Origin of the sequence: Solimonas terrae (assembly GCF_011067135.1) — a bacterium.
Taxonomy (GTDB): domain Bacteria; phylum Pseudomonadota; class Gammaproteobacteria; order Nevskiales; family Nevskiaceae; genus Solimonas; species Solimonas terrae.
The window spans coordinates 127,075-143,162 of the sequence record NZ_JAAMOW010000008.1 but is presented as its reverse complement, the minus strand read 5'-3'; the positions used below and the strand labels follow the sequence as shown (position 1 = coordinate 143,162).

At 65.0% G+C, this 16,088-nt stretch carries 14 protein-coding genes; 4 read left to right on the top strand and 10 right to left on the bottom strand.

The window, feature by feature from the left end:
• Positions 1–64 precede the first annotated feature (64 nt).
• Both G7Y85_RS15640 and G7Y85_RS15635 read right to left on the bottom strand, forming a co-directional pair.
• On the bottom strand, positions 65–2,074 hold the full coding sequence (locus tag G7Y85_RS15640) for a carboxypeptidase regulatory-like domain-containing protein (RefSeq protein WP_166259259.1): 2,010 nt from the start codon (positions 2,072–2,074) through the stop codon (positions 65–67).
• Between the two features lie 371 nt (positions 2,075–2,445).
• Positions 2,446–3,231, bottom strand: coding sequence for an alpha/beta fold hydrolase (locus tag G7Y85_RS15635; RefSeq protein ID WP_166259256.1), 786 nt, complete (start codon positions 3,229–3,231; stop codon positions 2,446–2,448).
• Positions 3,232–3,267: 36 nt separating this feature from the next.
• On the opposite strand from G7Y85_RS15635, the gene G7Y85_RS15630 reads away from it, so the two are divergent.
• Positions 3,268–4,593: a helix-turn-helix transcriptional regulator gene (locus tag G7Y85_RS15630; protein ID WP_166259253.1), complete on the top strand. Its 1,326-nt coding sequence runs from the start codon at positions 3,268–3,270 to the stop codon at positions 4,591–4,593.
• Between the two features lie 48 nt (positions 4,594–4,641).
• Here G7Y85_RS15630 and G7Y85_RS15625 read toward each other — a convergent pair whose 3' ends face one another.
• The 3 genes from G7Y85_RS15625 to prmB are packed head-to-tail and all read right to left on the bottom strand — an operon-like array spanning position 4,642 to position 7,825.
• Positions 4,642–5,811, bottom strand: coding sequence for an MFS transporter (locus G7Y85_RS15625; protein ID WP_166259250.1), 1,170 nt, complete (start codon positions 5,809–5,811; stop codon positions 4,642–4,644).
• A 3-nt stretch (positions 5,812–5,814) separates the two neighbouring features.
• Positions 5,815–6,915, bottom strand: a complete 1,101-nt coding sequence (aroC, locus tag G7Y85_RS15620) for a chorismate synthase (RefSeq protein ID WP_166259246.1) — start codon at positions 6,913–6,915, stop codon at positions 5,815–5,817.
• Positions 6,916–6,925: 10 nt separating this feature from the next.
• On the bottom strand, positions 6,926–7,825 hold the full coding sequence (gene prmB / locus G7Y85_RS15615) for a 50S ribosomal protein L3 N(5)-glutamine methyltransferase (protein WP_166259243.1): 900 nt from the start codon (positions 7,823–7,825) through the stop codon (positions 6,926–6,928).
• 149 nt (positions 7,826–7,974) lie between these two features.
• On the opposite strand from prmB, the gene G7Y85_RS15610 reads away from it, so the two are divergent.
• The 3 genes from G7Y85_RS15610 (at position 7,975) to G7Y85_RS15600 (ending at position 11,053) form a co-directional block, all read left to right on the top strand.
• Entirely contained in the window at positions 7,975–8,604 is a 630-nt protein-coding gene (locus G7Y85_RS15610; protein WP_166259240.1) for an SCO family protein, read from the top strand.
• Between the two features lie 8 nt (positions 8,605–8,612).
• Positions 8,613–9,503: an archaetidylserine decarboxylase gene (gene asd, locus G7Y85_RS15605; RefSeq protein WP_166259237.1), complete on the top strand. Its 891-nt coding sequence runs from the start codon at positions 8,613–8,615 to the stop codon at positions 9,501–9,503.
• Between the two features lie 74 nt (positions 9,504–9,577).
• On the top strand, positions 9,578–11,053 hold the full coding sequence (locus G7Y85_RS15600) for a M48 family metalloprotease (RefSeq protein WP_166259234.1): 1,476 nt from the start codon (positions 9,578–9,580) through the stop codon (positions 11,051–11,053).
• A 9-nt stretch (positions 11,054–11,062) separates the two neighbouring features.
• Here the strand turns inward: G7Y85_RS15600 and G7Y85_RS15595 are convergent, their stop codons facing one another.
• The 5 genes from G7Y85_RS15595 to rpsA all read right to left on the bottom strand — a co-directional run bounded on the left by G7Y85_RS15595 (position 11,063) and on the right by rpsA (position 15,957).
• On the bottom strand, positions 11,063–12,052 hold the full coding sequence (locus tag G7Y85_RS15595; protein ID WP_166259231.1) for an NAD-dependent epimerase/dehydratase family protein: 990 nt from the start codon (positions 12,050–12,052) through the stop codon (positions 11,063–11,065).
• A gap of 285 nt (positions 12,053–12,337) precedes the next feature.
• A complete protein-coding gene (locus G7Y85_RS15590; protein WP_166259228.1) occupies positions 12,338–13,522 on the bottom strand; it encodes a tetratricopeptide repeat protein in 1,185 nt (394 codons plus the stop codon).
• Positions 13,523–13,825, bottom strand: coding sequence for a LapA family protein (locus G7Y85_RS15585; protein WP_166259225.1), 303 nt, complete (start codon positions 13,823–13,825; stop codon positions 13,523–13,525).
• A 4-nt stretch (positions 13,826–13,829) separates the two neighbouring features.
• A complete protein-coding gene (locus G7Y85_RS15580; protein WP_166259222.1) occupies positions 13,830–14,171 on the bottom strand; it encodes an integration host factor subunit beta in 342 nt (113 codons plus the stop codon).
• 112 nt (positions 14,172–14,283) lie between these two features.
• Positions 14,284–15,957: a 30S ribosomal protein S1 gene (rpsA, locus tag G7Y85_RS15575; RefSeq protein WP_166259219.1), complete on the bottom strand. Its 1,674-nt coding sequence runs from the start codon at positions 15,955–15,957 to the stop codon at positions 14,284–14,286.
• Between the last annotated feature and the right edge of the window lie 131 nt (positions 15,958–16,088).

Below are 16,088 nucleotides of genomic sequence, written 5' to 3'. Positions count from 1 at the left end.
CGAACGCCTGCAACACGCCATCCCGCGCCTTGGCGGCTCGCGCATGCCGGACAGGGACCGGCTGCTATCGACGCAGGGCGACCGTTATGTCTCGAGCCCCTTTGGCGCTGCTGTCGTTGGCCGCGACCAGCACCATCATGCTGCCGTCAGGCAGCACTGCGCCCGTCATCTGCTCGCCCCCCATCGTCGCCATCACCGTGCAGTCCGAGGCGACCGACACCTCGGCGCTGCCGCTGCTGCCGTGATTGGCCGCCGAGGTCGAGAAATGCGTCTCGCCGCCGTCGGTCGACGTCGAAATGGCCAGATCGAGATCCCGCGCGGTACCCGAGTAAGACGCCGTGCCGCTCGAAATCTCCAGCGCACCATGCGAACCGGACACATTCATCAGCTTCTTGTCGGTATCGAACGTGGGCCCATAGCCGATGGTGCGATAAGACCCGGCGATGGTACTGGCACTGCAGCCGCTGCCTTTGCGCACGGCGAGATACAGCTGCGACTGCACCAGACTGCCCTCGTCGCCGAGCTCCTTGAACGCGATCAGATCGCCGTCCGCACTCGCCTGACCGCTGATGTTGTCGCCACCAACGCTCAGCACCACGCTGCCGTCGGCGGCAGCCATGATCGGGGCCGAGAAACTCGACGTGTTCGTCTGGTGGACCAGCTTGTCGGTGATGCTCAGCGGTACGTCGGTCTCGGACTCGTCGACATCGAGCGTTGCCGTCCCGTTGCTGATGTCGAGGCCACCGATATTCGACAACAGCAGACCTTCCAGATAGTCGTTGTCGCCGGTACTGCCGGCCGACCAGTAGAAGCCGCTGCCGAGGCCGATCAGGTGATAGTGGCCCGACAACGTCGGCGCGCCCGCGGACGGCTGGCGAAACCCGATCAGCAAGTTGCGGTCACGCACGATCGTGTCTTCGCCGCTGCTGAGCGTTGTCTGCTCGGCACCACCCGTGTCGGCAACAATCACCTCGCCATCCGCAGACGTCAGACCAAACGAACCTCCCGCGTAGAACGTGTTGCCGCTGCGCGTATAGGACAGGCTGCCGCTCTCGTCATTGGTCGAGGATTCCCTGGAAACCGTGACACCGCCGTCCGCCGCCGACAGACCGAGTTCACGAAACTCTGAAGAGCCCGTGGGCGTCAGCTTGTCGTCGCCGAACGCAATCGACAGGCCATAGGTACCCACCGATACCGAACCGTTGTCGCTCTTGCCGGTGCGCCCGGTGAGCGCGAACATTTCGGTTGCCACGCCCAGAACACCGTAGGTGCCGCCGAAACCGCTGTTCGCGGCGATCGTCGCATCGTCGACCACCGTGTCGAGATCGGCGACCGCGTGCTCGTACTTGCTGATGGCGTCCTCGATCGTCGACGTATCACTCAGATCGACGTCCTGATCGAGCAGATACGTCATGCTGGCTGCCAGCTGTGCCGGCACGTAATCAGCATAGGCATGTTCACCCGCTGCTACCGCGTCGACCATGCTTCGCACGACCGTTTCCGTCACCGGATTGACGTCAACGGCGGCCGACGCTGCCGGAGCACGCATCGTATTGCTGCCCTGTACGCGCAGCACCAGATTGCCTGCCGGCTCCGCCGTGCCGCTCAGCTCGTAGGTGCCACTGCTGTCGGTTACCGCCGTCCCATATACTTGGTCGGTATCCAAATCGACGAGCTCCACCGTGGCCTGCGAAACCGGCTGCAGGCCGCTCACCGTCGCCGCGGCGCTCGGTACCACAAACGACAAAGCCTGCTCCAGCATCGAGGGTGACTGCAGCATCGCAACGTCCATCGACGGCGCCGTCACGATGCCGCTGTAGTCGTAGCTTGCCCCGGAACCACCACCGCCCGAACCATCGTCGCCGGAACCGCCCCCGGCATCGCCGCTCGAAGCGCCCCCGCCGCAAGCCAACAATCCAGCCGTCACTGTGATCGCAGGCAACCACCCCCATGCTCGCTTCATGATTCTGATCCTCAAACCCAGGTCGAATGACGGAGATCGACACCGCACTGGTGCACCGACCTCACCCTTGGGCAGAGCATGGAAAAGAACGCCGCCCTGGCGCAGCCCCAAAATTGGGGTTGTCGTGAGGTGGCGCCCGGAGAGAATCGGGAGACGATGCTGCGACGCATGGCACCTGCCGCGGATGACGATGACCGGCTTGTGAGCCAGGGGCCGACAGCCCCGAAGGAGGCGGCGCCAGAGTCCTGTGACACGTCGCAACAGCGACCCGACGACCGTCCCGGCAAGCACGGTAGCCGGGGGCACCCGCAGTCATCGGCTCGCCGATGCCGGTGTGGGGTCCGCACCGCCTCGACACCGACAGCTTCCGAACCCGTGCATCGAGCTGCACGAGCCGCTGCGCCATCGCGATGTGCCACTGCGACTATGCACGCTGCATCGGCTCATTCGCGGATGGGGAAAATGCCGCCGGGCGGACAAGCTCACCCGCCAACGAACATTCGCACGGACTGCTCGCGCATTGCGGCCGCGAACTCGGCGGGCTTTTCCAGCTGCAGGAAGTGTCCGGTGTCATCGAGCACGCTCTCGGAAATGCGGTCGGCATAACGCTCGCGCGGTGCTGGATGGGCCTGCGGACAGTTGATCGCGTGGATCGGCAGTGTCCCGGGCAGAGCTGCGAGCGCAGCGTCGGCGTCGAAGTTCAGCAGCGATGCGAAGGCCGGTACGGCGACTTGCGGATCGGGCCGCGCCATTTCGCGCTTGAGCCACTGTTGCAGCAGCGGGTCAGGATCAGCAGGCGCAACCCCATCAACGAGGTTGGCAACCATGGCCGGCAGATCGGAGTCGATCGCCGCCAGATACCCGGTCTGCAGATCTTCGGCGACATGCCCCCAATCGAAGCTGAAGGTGTCGCCGAGGATCACGCCGCGCAAGCGCTCGCCGAGCTTGGAAGCGGCCAGCATGGCGACCGCACCCCCCATCGAATGTCCGGCCAGAACGATGGGACCATCGAGGCCTTGTGCCGCGGCGGCGACGTCCTCGGCAAAGCTGGACAGATCCCAGCGCTGGCGCGTATTCCGGGAGTTTCCGTGGCCGCCCAGATCGACCGTGACGGTCGTGCAGGTGTCGGCCAGGGCTTCGGCTTGCGGCGCCCAGAATTGACTGTTGCAACACCAGCCATGAACCAGCAGCAGGTACCGCGGCGCACTGCCGCGTTGTTCGCGAGCGAGCTGCACACCGTCGGCGCCCGGCACGATATCCGCTGTCATTTTCAAGCTATCGGCAAACATTTTCACTCATTTTGCATGATCCAGATCAGGAAGCTTTCAAATTGCTGTGTTAATACTAAAAGGGAAAGACGTCAAATCGACGGGGGCGAGGGCATGAATTTCGATGCGCAAAAACGACTGACCGAAATGCAGCGACGGCTGCCCGACCTGATCGAGCGCGTCTATCAGGCGGCTCTGGAGCCCGAGCAGTGGGAGACGGTGCTCGCCGAAGCAATTTCGCTGTCGGACTCGCGCTCGGCGCGCATGCTGGTGCTCAACGAACGTGCCGATGCGGTGCATTCAAGCATCAAGCACAACATCGACGATCAGTACCATGAGCAATACGTGCGGTACTTCGTCAACAAGTGCCCATGGCGGCCGGAGCTGCGCAACAAACCGTCGGGCCTGCTGTATTCCACCTACCTGGATTTCAGCGTCAAGCAGCCCCGCTTCTACCGCACCGAGTTCTACAACGACTGGGCCGGACCGCAGGACATCACACATGGGATGTGCGGTACCGTCTACCAGAGTCGGGGCCTCAAGGTGCAATTCCTGATCCAGCGCACACGCGATGCCGGGCACTATGGGCGCGGCGAGCAGAGCCTGTTCAACGAGCAGATCGTGCCGCATCTGCGGCGCGCGCTGGCGATGAGCAAACACATCGAGGAGGAGCGTACGCGCAACGGCGCCACTATCCGGCTGGCGCAGAATGGCTTGCCGTTCGTGCTGCTTGATCACGAATGTCGGCTGGTCCATGCGACGGAAGGCGCCGAATCGATCCTGCGGCGCGGAACGGCCTTGCGCCTGCAGGGCCGAAGCCTGCAGGCCTGCGATGCCGAAGCCGATCGTCGCCTGCAACGGATCCTGCGCCGCACTGCCGTCAGTACACCCCGGCAATGGCTCCACGCCGGCGGGCAGCTGCAATGCCGCTCGACGCAAAGCCCCAACGTCACGCAGTTGCTGATCAGCCCGGTTCACCCGTCGAACCGGCACTTGCTGGTGAGCGACGGCCTGCCACTGGTTGCCGTGCTGATCCACGACCCGGACGAGCGACCGCAACTGGATGATCGGGCGCTGTCGATGAGATTCGGCCTGACCCCGGCCGAGGCGCGAACCGCCGTGCTGCTGGCTGACGGCCTGCGCGCGGCACAAGTTGCGGACCGCCTGGGCCTGTCGCTGCTGACTGTGCGCTCACGTATACGCGACATCATGTCGAAGACCGGTACCCGCCGACAGGCGGAGCTGGTCGGGCTGCTGTTGCGGGCGACGCCCGCAGCAGCCTCGATGGGCTCCCGACCGCGCCTGACGCCGGACGACGCGACTGCATCGTCCGATGACGACGCAATCGGACTGCGCGCCTGAGCGTTGCCGAAATCCGCCACTCAACGCCCGATCGCAGGCGAGCGTCAATCAATTCTCGAGTACAGGCAATATTCGGACGGCAATCCACCAGCCGATCGCCGCGACCAGACCGGCAGCGAGGAACACCGCTTCCGGCGACAGCGCCTGCCACAGGAAGCCGGATGCAAGGCTGCCGATCGAACCGCCGATGCCGTAGGCGGCGGCGCCGTAGATCGCCTGCCCTCGCCCCTGCAAGGCCCCGGGAAACATCTTCTGCACGTAACGCATCGCCACCGCATGGTAGGCAGCAAAGCTCAGCGCGTGACCGAACTGCAGGACGACCAGCATCGGCAGCGAGTCGGCGCACCACGCGGTCAGCGTCCAGCGCAGCATGGTCGCCGCCATCGCGGCCATCATCACGCGCCGGGCACCCCAGCGCGCAATGATGCGACCGGCGTAGAAGAACATGACGATCTCGGCGAGCACGGCCAGCGCCCAGAGCAGACCGACCAGATCGCGCGGATGGCCGTGCCGCTCGATGAACAGCGTGAAGAAGTTGTAGTAAGGGGCATAGCTCAGCTGCGAGCAGAAGCAGACGATCAGCATCGCCTTGACGCCCGGATCGCGCAGCACCGCGCCGAGCGACGGGGCAGTTCCCGTCGCGGCCAGCGACAGCGCGGGCGGTTCCGGCACCAGCCAGGTCGAAACCGACATGCCGAGCCAGAACACCGCGACCAGCCAGGGAAGCCAGAGCACGCCGACCGGTTGCAGCACCGCACCCAGCCCGAGCACGGTGACGATGAAACCGATCGAACCCCATAGGCGCACACGCGTGTAGTCGCCGCCGCGCGCGGCGAGATGGCTCAGGGCCACGACTTCAAACTGCGGCAGCAGCGCGTGCCAGAACAGCGTGTAAGCCACCATCACGGCGCCGACCCAGAACACGCCCGGCACGAACGGAATCATCAGGAACAGCAGCAGGGCACCGACGCTCGCGAAGCGGATCAGGCCGATGCGCCGGCCGTGGTGATCGGCGTACCAGCCCCAGGCCAGCGGCACGACCGCCCTCACGCAACCCATCAGCGCGAAGGCGATGCCCATTTGCGCCGCATCGAAGCCGCGCGCCGCCAGATACGGCGCCCAGTACGGCATGAAGGCGCCGACCGTGCCGTAGTAGAAAAAGTAGAAGCTGGACAACCGCCACGGCAGGCGCGGCACGCCTGCGGACGGCGTCGCCACGGCTTACGGAACCTCGCCCGGAATTCGCGACGGCGCGACCGTCACGTCGGCGTTCTGGCCGCGGTGCCGCAGCCAGTGGTCCATCAGCACCAGCGCCATCATCGCTTCGCCGATCGGCGTCGCCCGCAGACCGACACAGGGATCGTGGCGGCCGGTCGTGCGCATGTCGGTGCCCTGCCCGGCTTCATCGATGCTCCGACCCGGCGTGGTAATGCTCGACGTCGGCTTGATCGCGTAGCGCGCGTAGATGGTTTGCCCGCTGGAGATGCCGCCGGTGATGCCCCCGGAGTGATTGGCAAGAAAGCCTTCCGGCGACAGTTCGTCACGATGCTCGGTGCCGCGCATTTCCACGACCCGCATGCCATCGCCGATTTCGACACCCTTGACGGCATTGATCGACATCAGCGCGTGCGCCAGATCGGCATCGAGACGGTCGAACACCGGCTCGCCGAGACCCGGCGGGACCCTGGTCGCCTCGACATAGAGCTTGGCGCCGATCGAATCGCCCTCGCTGCGCAGCGCGTCGATCAGGGCTTCGAGTTCGGGGACGCGCGCCGGATCGGCGCAGAAGAACGGATTGTCGTTGACGACCGACCAGTCGGCAGTGGCACAGCGGATGCCGCCGACCTGCTCGACGCAGCCACGGATCACGGTACCGAATTTCTCGTGCAGATACTTCTTCGCGATTGCCCCGGCGGCGACCCGCACCGCGGTTTCGCGCGCACTGGAACGGCCGCCGCCGCGATGGTCGCGAATGCCGTACTTCTGCACGTAGGCGTAATCGGCATGGTTCGGCCGGAACACCTGCTTGATCTTCTCGTAGTCGTAGCTGCGCTGATCGGTGTTGCGGATCAGCAGCGCGATCGGCGTGCCGGTCGTACGGCCTTCGAACACGCCGGACAGGATCTCGACCTGATCGGCTTCCTTGCGCTGCGTCACGTACTTCGACGTGCCCGGCTTGCGACGATCGAGGTCCGGCTGGATATCCGCTTCCGACAGCGCCAGCCCCGGCGGGCAGCCGTCGACGACGCAGCCGATCGCCGGGCCATGCGATTCGCCGAAGCTCGTCACGCAGAACAGCTTTCCGAAGGTATTTCCGCTCATTTCAGCGCGCTCACTTGCGATGGGCGACGAGATCGGCGCGCGAGATGATGAACACCCCGTCGCCGTGCTCGAACTCGACCCAGGTGACCGGCAGCGTCGGCCAGCGCGCCTCGAACTCGGCGACACTGCCACCGACTTCGCAGACCAGCCAGCCGTCATTGCTCAGATGGCGCGGCGCATCCTCCAGAATGCGCGCGACGATCTCCATGCCATCGCCGCCGGCAGCCAGCGCCAGCTTGGGCTCATGGCGGTACTCGGCGGCCAGCGCCTTCCATTCGGCGTTCGGCACGTAGGGCGGATTGGTGAGGATCAGGTCGTAGACCTCGTTGATCAGGCCGTCGAACACGTCCGACTTGATGACACGTACCTGATTGCCGAGCACATGCTTTTCGACATTGCGCCGCGCGATCGCCAGTGCCTTCGGGCTGATGTCGGCCAGATCGACCTGCGCATCCTCGAACGCGACCGCGCAGGCGATGCCGATGCAGCCGCTGCCGGTACACAGATCGAGCACGCGCGCCGGCGCGGCTTCCAGCCACGGCGCGAAGCCGCGCGCGATCATCTCGGCGATCGGCGAGCGCGGAATCAGCACGTTTTCGTCGATCTCGAATTCGAGCCCGCAGAATTCGATGCAGCCGAGCAGATAGGCCGCCGGCTTGCGCGTGGTCACGCGCGTGCGCAGCAGTTTCAAGGCCGCCGCACGCTCATGCGCGGTGACATGGGCTTCCAGATAGATCGCCGGCACGTCGGCCGGCAGGTGCAGCGCATGCAGTACCAGATGAAACGCTTCGTCGAGCGCGTTGTCGGTGCCGTGACCGAAGTAAAGCCCGGCCTCGCGAAAACGGCTCGCGCCCCAGCGCACGAGATCGCGCACGGTGACGAGGACATCGGTTTCGCTGGAACGATTCATTCGGCGCGCGAGGCGGACAGGTTCAGGGGGCGCGAATTATGCGGCCGCGGCGACATGCAGGACAAACACCGGAGGGTTACGGTCCGCGCCTGTGGAATAATGCGTCGGCTCACCCATGCCGCAGCGCGCGGCCGCCACCTCCAGCTCTCATGACCTCCAAACCTCCGACCGGACGCGGTCTGCAACTCGTCGTCATCGGCGCGCTCGCGCTGATGGTCGGCCTGATTGCCGCGATCTGGCTGCAGAAGCCGGCGACCGTCGACATGCAGTCCGGAACCCTGCTGCAGACGCCGCGCCCGCTGACCGGGTTCAAGGCGATCGACCAGGACGGCCAGCCATTCGGACTCGAGCAGATGCAGGGCCACTGGACGCTGATCTTTCCCGGCTTCACGTCCTGCCCGGATGTGTGCCCGACGACCCTGGCGCTGCTCCGACAGGTCGATGACCAGCTCGGCAGCTCGGCGCAGCAGTTGCACATCGATTTTCTGTCGGTGGACCCTGATCGCGACACACCGGCCAGGCTCAAGCAGTACGTCGCCGCCTTCGATCCGCGCTTCACGGCGATGACCGCCCCCGAGCCGGAACTGCAGAAGCTGGCACGCATGCTGGGCGTGGCCTACGCGAAAGTGCCGGGCAAATCCGCGGACGACTACACGATGGATCACTCCGCAGCCTTGATCCTGATCGATCCGCAGGCGCGCATCGCCGGCTACATGACACCGCCGTTCGATGCCGCCAAGCTGAGCGCCGACCTGCGCAGCATTCTCAACCGTTCCTGAGCGCCCCCATGACCGAGGCGAGTTCCGACGCCCGTTTCACCGATCGCATCTTCGTGCTGCTGCAGCTGTGCCTGCCGACGCGCTGGCTGTCAATGCTGGTCTTCAAGCTGACGCAGATCCGCCATGTCGGCTTCAAGAACCGCTTGATTCGCCTGTTCCTGAGCGGCTACACGATCGATCTGCAGGAAGCCGAATGCGAGCGCATCGAGGACTACAACAGCTTCAATCACTTCTTCACGCGTGCCCTCAAACCTGGCGCGCGCGTGGCGCCGGACGATCCGCGCGCCTTCGTCAGCCCGGTCGACGGCACCCTGAGCCAGTTCGGGCGGATTACTGAGGATCGCCTGATCCAGGCCAAGGGTCACAGCTACAGCCTTTACGATCTACTGCCAGAGGACGCGCAGGCAGGCGATTTTCTCGGTGGCGAGTTCTGCACGATCTATCTGGCGCCGTACAACTACCATCGCATCCACATGCCGATCGATGGCCGGCTCGCCCACTGGACCTACGTGCCCGGCCGCCTGTTCAGCGTCAATGCCGCGACCGCGCGCGCACTGCCGAATCTGTTCACGCGCAACGAACGTCTCAACGCCCGCTTCGACACACCGGCCGGTGCCTTCGCGCTGTCGATGGTCGGTGCGCTGTTCGTCGGCTCGCTGGAAACGGTCTGGTCAGGCCGCGTCAGCCCGCCGCACCTGCGCCGCCCCGGTGGCGGCCAGTACACACCGATGAGCCCGGTCGTACTGGCGCGCAGCGCGGAAATGGGCCGTTTCAACATGGGCTCGACGGTCATCCTGTTGACGCAGCCCGGCGCCGTCAGCTGGTCGGACGCGCTGCAGGCCGGGCAAGCACTGCGCCTTGGCGAAAGCCTGGGCCACTGGAATCCGAAACAATCGTGAACCGACTTGCAACGAACTTCCGCGACACCGCGACGATCTAAGCTGCTCCATCGACCGATCTCCCCCTCCCGCGAATGAAAGCTTTCCTGTCCTTGCGATTTGCGCGCCTCCTGACGGCGCTCGCGGCTGCCGTGCTGGTGATCGCCAGCGGCACGGCAGCCGCCGCAACGACGGCGGCGCTCGATCTGCCGCAGATCGGCGAACCGGCGGACAACACCCTGTCGCCGGCGCAGGAAAAGGAGCTCGGCAAGGAGGTCGTGGCGCAGCTGTACGCGGAGAACTACACGATCGACGATCCGGAACTGACCGACTACGTCAACGCGATCGGCTTCCAGCTGGCCGGCGCCAGCGCCACCCAGCCGCCGCCGCTGACCCTGTTCGTGGTCCAGGACCCGCGCATCAATGCCTTCGCGCTGCCCGGCGGCTATATCGGCGTCAACGCCGGCACCCTGCTCGCGGCCGACAATGAAAGCGAACTCGCCGGCGTGCTCGGCCACGAAATGGCACACGTCACGCAGCGCCACATCGCGCGTGCGGCCGAAGACACCAAGGTCAGCACGATCGCGACCTGGCTCGCCGTGATCGCCGCGATCATCGCCGGCTCGTCGAACCCGGACATGGTGCTGGGCGCCCTCGCCGTCGGCCAGAGCGTGAACTATCAGCGCCAGATCAGCTATACGCGCGCGCACGAACAGGAGGCGGATCGCATCGGCATCGAGACCATGGCAGCCGCCGGCTTCGATCCGAACGGCATGGCCAGCTTCTTCGGCAAGCTGCAGCAGGAGGCACGCCTCTACGGCAACGGCATCCCGGAGATCCTGCTGACCCATCCGCTCAGCACCAACCGCATGGCCGAGGCCAGCGCGCGCGCCGCCGAGCTTGGCCCGATCCACCACAAGGACTCGATCGAGTTCGGTCTGATGCGCGCCCGCGCCCGGGTGCTGTCCAGCGAACAGCCGGGCGAGGCCCTCGACTATTTCTCGCGCGAGATCACGGCCGGTCACGATGGACTCGACAACATCTACGGCCTGGCCTACGCCCAGTTGATGCAGAGCCAGGTGATCGCGGCGATGCAGACGCTGGCGCCACTGGTCGACCGCTACCCGAAACAGGCCAATATCCAGCTGCTGCACGCCGACCTGCTCGCGCAGAACGGCAAGCACGATGCCGCGCTGCAGGTCTATGCACAGGTACTGCAGCTGTATCCGCGCTATGCGCCGGCCATGCTGGCCTATGCCGAGGCCCTGATGGATGCCGGACAGGCCGGCGCCGCCCGGCAATACCTGCTGTCGCACGAGCAGGCACAGGGCACGCAAATGGTCACCTACAAACTGCTCGCGCAGGCTGCCCGCGAGAGCGGCAACCTCGCCGAGTCGGCCTACCAGATGGGCACCTACCTGATGCTGCGCGGCGATCCGGGCAGCGCGCTGGCGCAGATTGACGCCGGCCTGCGCCTGCCGGACCTGACACCGCAGGAACGTTCACGCCTGGTCGCCAAGCGCACCGAAGTGCGCAGCGCGCTGCCGGACAATTACCGCTCGCGCTCCTGAGAAGACCGCTCAGCGCGCGAGCAATCCGGCTTCGTAGAGCCAGTCGCGACAGTCGCAGATCATCTTTTCCAGCGTCTGTGGTCGATAGCCGAGCTCGTCCTGCGCGCACTGGCTGCTGCAATACAGGTTCTGGGCGAGCAGCGCGACCGCATCCCGCGTGATGTCCGGTTCGCGCCCGAACAGCGGCGCCGCCCATTCCTCGATCGTCGCGTAAGTGCGAAGAAACCGTGGATGGACGACCACCGACCGGCGGCGCACGCCGATCAGGCGCGCAATTTCCTGGACCAGCCCCAGATAGCTGGCCTGCGCGCCGCCGAGCAGGTAGTTGGCGCCGATACGGCCGCGCTCGGCCGCAGCGACATGCGCACGCGCCACTTCGTGCGCATGGCAGAAACTGCCGCCGCCGGGTGGCATGGCCGGCAGCCGCCCCTGACGCACGAGCCGAAACAGGCGCGCCCAGCTCGAGGTGTCATAAGGGCCGATGATGTTCGACGGATTGATGATGACGGCCGGCAGACCGGCGCTGATGCCCTTGCGCACTTCACGTTCGGCCAGCGCCTTGCTGCGCACGTAGTTGATCCCTTCGACGCTGGCGCGGGTGGGCGTGTCCTCGGTGATGGTACCGCCGTGGATGCCGTACGCAACGATGCTCGACGTGTGCACGAAGCGCTTGACGCGCGCATCCAGCGCGGCACGCACGATATTGCGCGTGCCGCGTACATTGACCTTGATCTGCTCGACGTGAATGCGGTTCCACATGCTGGTGTTGCCGGCGACGTGGAACACGCAGTCGACCTCGCGCGGGATGATGCCGCGCAGCGTGCGCTGGTCGGTGACATCGCCGAACACACGTTCGAGATTCGCAAACCGGGCAAGCGGTGCAACGTCCGAACTCGCCCGATGCAGGGCGATGATCCGCCACCCTTGCTCGTGCAGATGCTCGATCAGGTTCAGGCCGACAAAGCCCGTCGATCCGGTGACGAATGCCGTTTTCGCCAAGCGTTTCTCCTCCGCCGACGTTTCTATTTATGTCCGCAGTCTAGCAGCGCAAGAAGACATCAGGCCGCCGTCGCGCGCCAGGGCGTCGCGAGCGAAGGCCAGTCGCGCGAAGACGGAGCACTGCTTGGCCCCGCGGCCGGACCGACTCAATGCCAGTCCGGATCAAGCCACACAGAAGCGCGGCGTACATCATCGGTGAGCGAGCCTTGCGATCGCCGCCCGCGTGCAAGCGTGAGCACGACCGAAGCACGGCTGGCTGCGCAGCGTGCGTACGAGCGCGGTGGCTCAGGCGCCCGGCAAGCGCATCGCTTCGTCGATCGGCGTAATCGAGCCCCAGCGTTTGCAGCTCGGACACTGCCAGAACTGCTGACGCGGCGAAAAGCCGCAGTTGTTGCACTGATACTTCGGCGAGCTTTCCATCAAGCGCCGCAAGGCCAGACGCAGGCTTGCCGCCGGCTTGTCGAGGCCGGCGGCAATCACGCCCGGCTGCTTCTCCAGCACTTCGAGAAACTGCGCAAGCACGGCGCGGCTCGGCCGTACCTCCAGTCCCTGGGCAAGCCGGTCCAGCGGATCCAGACCCTCATCGGCCAGCAGGCGCGCTTCGGCAACATACGGCAGGCTGCTCGACGAGATTTCCTTGGCATCGCTGAGGAACTGCAGAAAGCCCTCGCCGCTGTTGGTCTTCTGCGAGCAGCGATACAGCGGCTCGATGACGTCGGGCAGGAAGCGGGCGTCGAGCTGGAACGCGCGCAGATAGGCCTGCGCGGCAGCCGGAAATTCGCCACGCGCCTCCAGCAGGTTGCCGAGATGCAGGTACGCACGCACGCAATCGCTGTCTTCGGCCAGCGCGCGCCGCACATGCTGCAGGGCCTCGCCGTCGTTCTTCGCGCGCCTGGCTTCGTCGGCCATCTCGCATTCGTACTGCGCAATCAGCGCGCGTCGCGATTCGCCCTGCGCGCCTTCGAGCCGGCGCGCCGCCGCAATCGCGTGCGGCCAGTCGCGGCCCTGCTCGTAGATGATGCGGATCTGGTCGAGCGCTTCACCGACATAGTGGCCGCCGGCAGCCAGTTTCTCGAACTGCTCCTCGGCATGATCCATGACGCCGGCGCGCAGATAGTCGTAGGCGAATTCGCGACGCACCTGGGCCTGGATGGCTTCGCTCAAGCCGGGCCGCGCGAGCAGGGCTTCGTGTATACGCAGGGCACGGTCGATCTCGCCACGCTTGCGGAACAGGTTGCCCAGTGTCAGGTGCAGCTCGACGGTCGAGTGGTCGATTTCGGCAACCCGGGTCAGTGCCGCGATCGCCTGATCGGGATCGTCCGACGCCAGCTGCGTCAGCAGACCGCCGAGCTGTTCGGGTGGGATCGTCGCTTCGGTGCCGGAAACGGCCTGCTGCGAACGCTGTCCGAGAACCCAGCCCAGCACCAACCCCAGCGGCAGCAGCAGCCAGGTGAACAGGGAATCGAGCATTCAGCGCGTTTCGCTGGTGGTGCCGACCGGCAGGTTGCGCAGAGTCCGCAATTCGCCTTCCGCCTCGCGCAGCTGCTTGCGCAGGCGACCGAGCTCCAGGCGCATGCTGAACAGACGGCTCGACACCGCAGCAATGGTCAGCACGATGCCGATCGAGAACGCGGCGATCAGCACCGCGATCAGCGGAAATTCGGCCGTGCCGAACAGGTAGTTGAAGATCACTGGCTGCGCGTTGAAGTAACCGACCGACGCGCCGAATGCGAGGATCACCAGCAGCACGACCAGCACGACGAGCCGGGTCATGGCTTCAGCTCACGCCGACCGCGCCAGCCATGCCGAGCTGCGCTGCTGCTGCCGCTTCTTCGGCTGCGATCGCGTTGACGCGCTCGCGCATTTCCTTGCCCGGCTTGAAGTGCGGCACCCGCTTCGGCGGAATCTGCACCGGCTCGCCGGTCTTCGGATTGCGGCCCACGCGCGCCGGACGGTGATGCAAGGCAAAGCTGCCGAAGCCGCGAATCTCGACACGCTCGTCGCGCGCCAGGGCATTGCTGATCTGGTCCAGAACCAGCTTCACGGCAAGCTCCACATCCTTGTGCATCAGATGTGTCTGCTTGGCAGCGAGCAGCTCGATAAGTTCAGACTTGGTCATAAGTCCCGGATCGATAAGCGTTTTGGCGCGCTAACAATAGAGAAAAAAAAAGGGCCACGCAAGCGTGGCCCTCGAGTTTTTCCCAGATATTCCGGGCAGATAGGCTTGAAACTTAATTGTTGCCGCCAATCTGTTCCTTCAGTAGGTCGCCGAGGCTGGTCTTGCCCGTCGACGCATTGCGGCTGTATTCCGCCACCGCTTCCTGCTCTTCCTGGATTTCCTTCTCGCGCACCGACAGGATGACCGTACGATTCTTGCGATCGACGCCGATGAAGCGCGATTCCAGCTCGTCGCCTTCCTTCAGCACCTTGGTCGCATCTTCGACGCGGTCACGCGACAGATCGGAAGCCTTGATGTAGCCCTCGATGCCGTTGCCGAGATCGATGACCGCACCACGCGCGTCGACCGACTTGGCGGTGCCCTTGACGAGCTCGCCCTTGGTGTTGGTCGCGAGGAACTCGGACATCGGGTCCTGATTGACCTGCTTGACGCCCAGCGAGATGCGCTCGCGGGCACCGTCGATCGCCAGCACCACGGCGTCGAGCTCCTGACCCTTCTGGTAGCGACGCACGGCCAGTTCGCCCGGCTCGTTCCAGTCCAGATCGGACAGATGGACGAGACCGTCGATGCCGCCGTCGAGGCCGATGAAGATGCCGAAATCGGTGATCGACTTGATCGCGCCATGCACCTTGTCGCCCTTCTGGTGGTTCTGCGCGAACTCTTCCCACGGATTGGCGCGGCACTGCTTCATGCCCAGCGAGATACGGCGGCGTTCGCCGTCGATGTCGAGGATCATCACTTCGACTTCGTCGCCGACCTGCACGACCTTGGCCGGATTGACGTTCTTGTTCGTCCAGTCCATTTCCGAGACGTGGACCAGGCCTTCGACGCCCGGCTCGATCTCGACGAACGAACCGTAGTCGGTGATGTTGGTGACCTTGCCGAACAGGCGGGTGCGTTCCGGGTAACGACGTTCGATGTCGCTCCACGGATCGGCGCCCAGCTGCTTGAGGCCGAGCGACACGCGGCGACGCTCGCGGTCGTACTTGAGGACCTTGACTTCGATCTCGGCGCCGACCTGCACGACTTCGGCCGGATCCTTGACGCGCTTCCAGGTCATGTCGGTGATGTGCAGCAGGCCGTCGATGCCGCCGAGGTCGACGAACGCGCCGTACTCGACCAGGTTCTTGACGACGCCCTTGAGCACCACGCCTTCCTGGAGGTTGGCGAGCAGGGTGTCACGCTCGGCGCTGTACTCGGCTTCGAGCACTTCGCGACGCGAGACGACGACGTTGTTGCGCAGCTTGTCGAGCTTGATGACCTTGAACTCGAGCGGCTTGCCTTCGAGGTACGAGGTATCGCGGACCGGACGGACATCAACCAGCGAGCCCGGAAGGAACGCGCGGACCGTGCCGATGTCGACGGTGAAACCGCCCTTGACCTTGCCGGTGATGATGCCGATGACGGTTTCCTTGCCCTCGAACGCCTTCGCGAGGCGCTCCCAGGTCTTGATGCGCTCGGCCTTTTCCTTCGAGAACTTGGTCTCGCCGAAACCGTCTTCGACGGTCTCCAGCGCGACTTCGACTTCGTCGCCGACCGCCACCGTGATTTCGCCGTCGACGGCGAACTCGGCAAGGGGAATCACGCCTTCGGACTTCAGACCCGCGTCGACGATGACGACATCGGGCTTGACCGCCAGCACGCGTGCATTGACGATCGTGCCGGACTGCATGGACTGGCCGCCTTTCAGGCTGGCTTCAAACAACTCAGCGAAACTTTCGCTCATTCGGTACTCGTTAATTGATGGATTTCCCCACGCCTCTTGCTTGGGGTCCTGGTTGGTAAAAAACGGCTCGCATCCATGCTTGCCGGCCACAAGTCCGAGCCTGGAAAGCTCGTAACCAATGTTCTGTCTCG

What these genes read in the sequence shown, in the direction of transcription:
- G7Y85_RS15585 (WP_166259225.1), bottom strand. Translation starts at nt 13,825, where the DNA reads ATGACCCGGCTCGTCGTGCTGGTCGTGCTGCTGGTGATCCTCGCATTC.
- aroC (WP_166259246.1), bottom strand. Translation starts at nt 6,915, where the DNA reads ATGAGCGGAAATACCTTCGGAAAGCTGTTCTGCGTGACGAGCTTCGGC.
- G7Y85_RS15635 (WP_166259256.1), bottom strand. Translation starts at nt 3,231, where the DNA reads ATGACAGCGGATATCGTGCCGGGCGCCGACGGTGTGCAGCTCGCTCGC.
- rpsA (WP_166259219.1), bottom strand. Translation starts at nt 15,957, where the DNA reads ATGAGCGAAAGTTTCGCTGAGTTGTTTGAAGCCAGCCTGAAAGGCGGC.
- G7Y85_RS15580 (WP_166259222.1), bottom strand. Translation starts at nt 14,171, where the DNA reads ATGACCAAGTCTGAACTTATCGAGCTGCTCGCTGCCAAGCAGACACAT.
- asd (WP_166259237.1), top strand. Translation starts at nt 8,613, where the DNA reads ATGACCGAGGCGAGTTCCGACGCCCGTTTCACCGATCGCATCTTCGTG.
- G7Y85_RS15600 (WP_166259234.1), top strand. Translation starts at nt 9,578, where the DNA reads ATGAAAGCTTTCCTGTCCTTGCGATTTGCGCGCCTCCTGACGGCGCTC.
- G7Y85_RS15610 (WP_166259240.1), top strand. Translation starts at nt 7,975, where the DNA reads ATGACCTCCAAACCTCCGACCGGACGCGGTCTGCAACTCGTCGTCATC.
- G7Y85_RS15630 (WP_166259253.1), top strand. Translation starts at nt 3,268, where the DNA reads ATGATCCAGATCAGGAAGCTTTCAAATTGCTGTGTTAATACTAAAAGG.
- prmB (WP_166259243.1), bottom strand. Translation starts at nt 7,825, where the DNA reads ATGAATCGTTCCAGCGAAACCGATGTCCTCGTCACCGTGCGCGATCTC.
- G7Y85_RS15590 (WP_166259228.1), bottom strand. Translation starts at nt 13,522, where the DNA reads ATGCTCGATTCCCTGTTCACCTGGCTGCTGCTGCCGCTGGGGTTGGTG.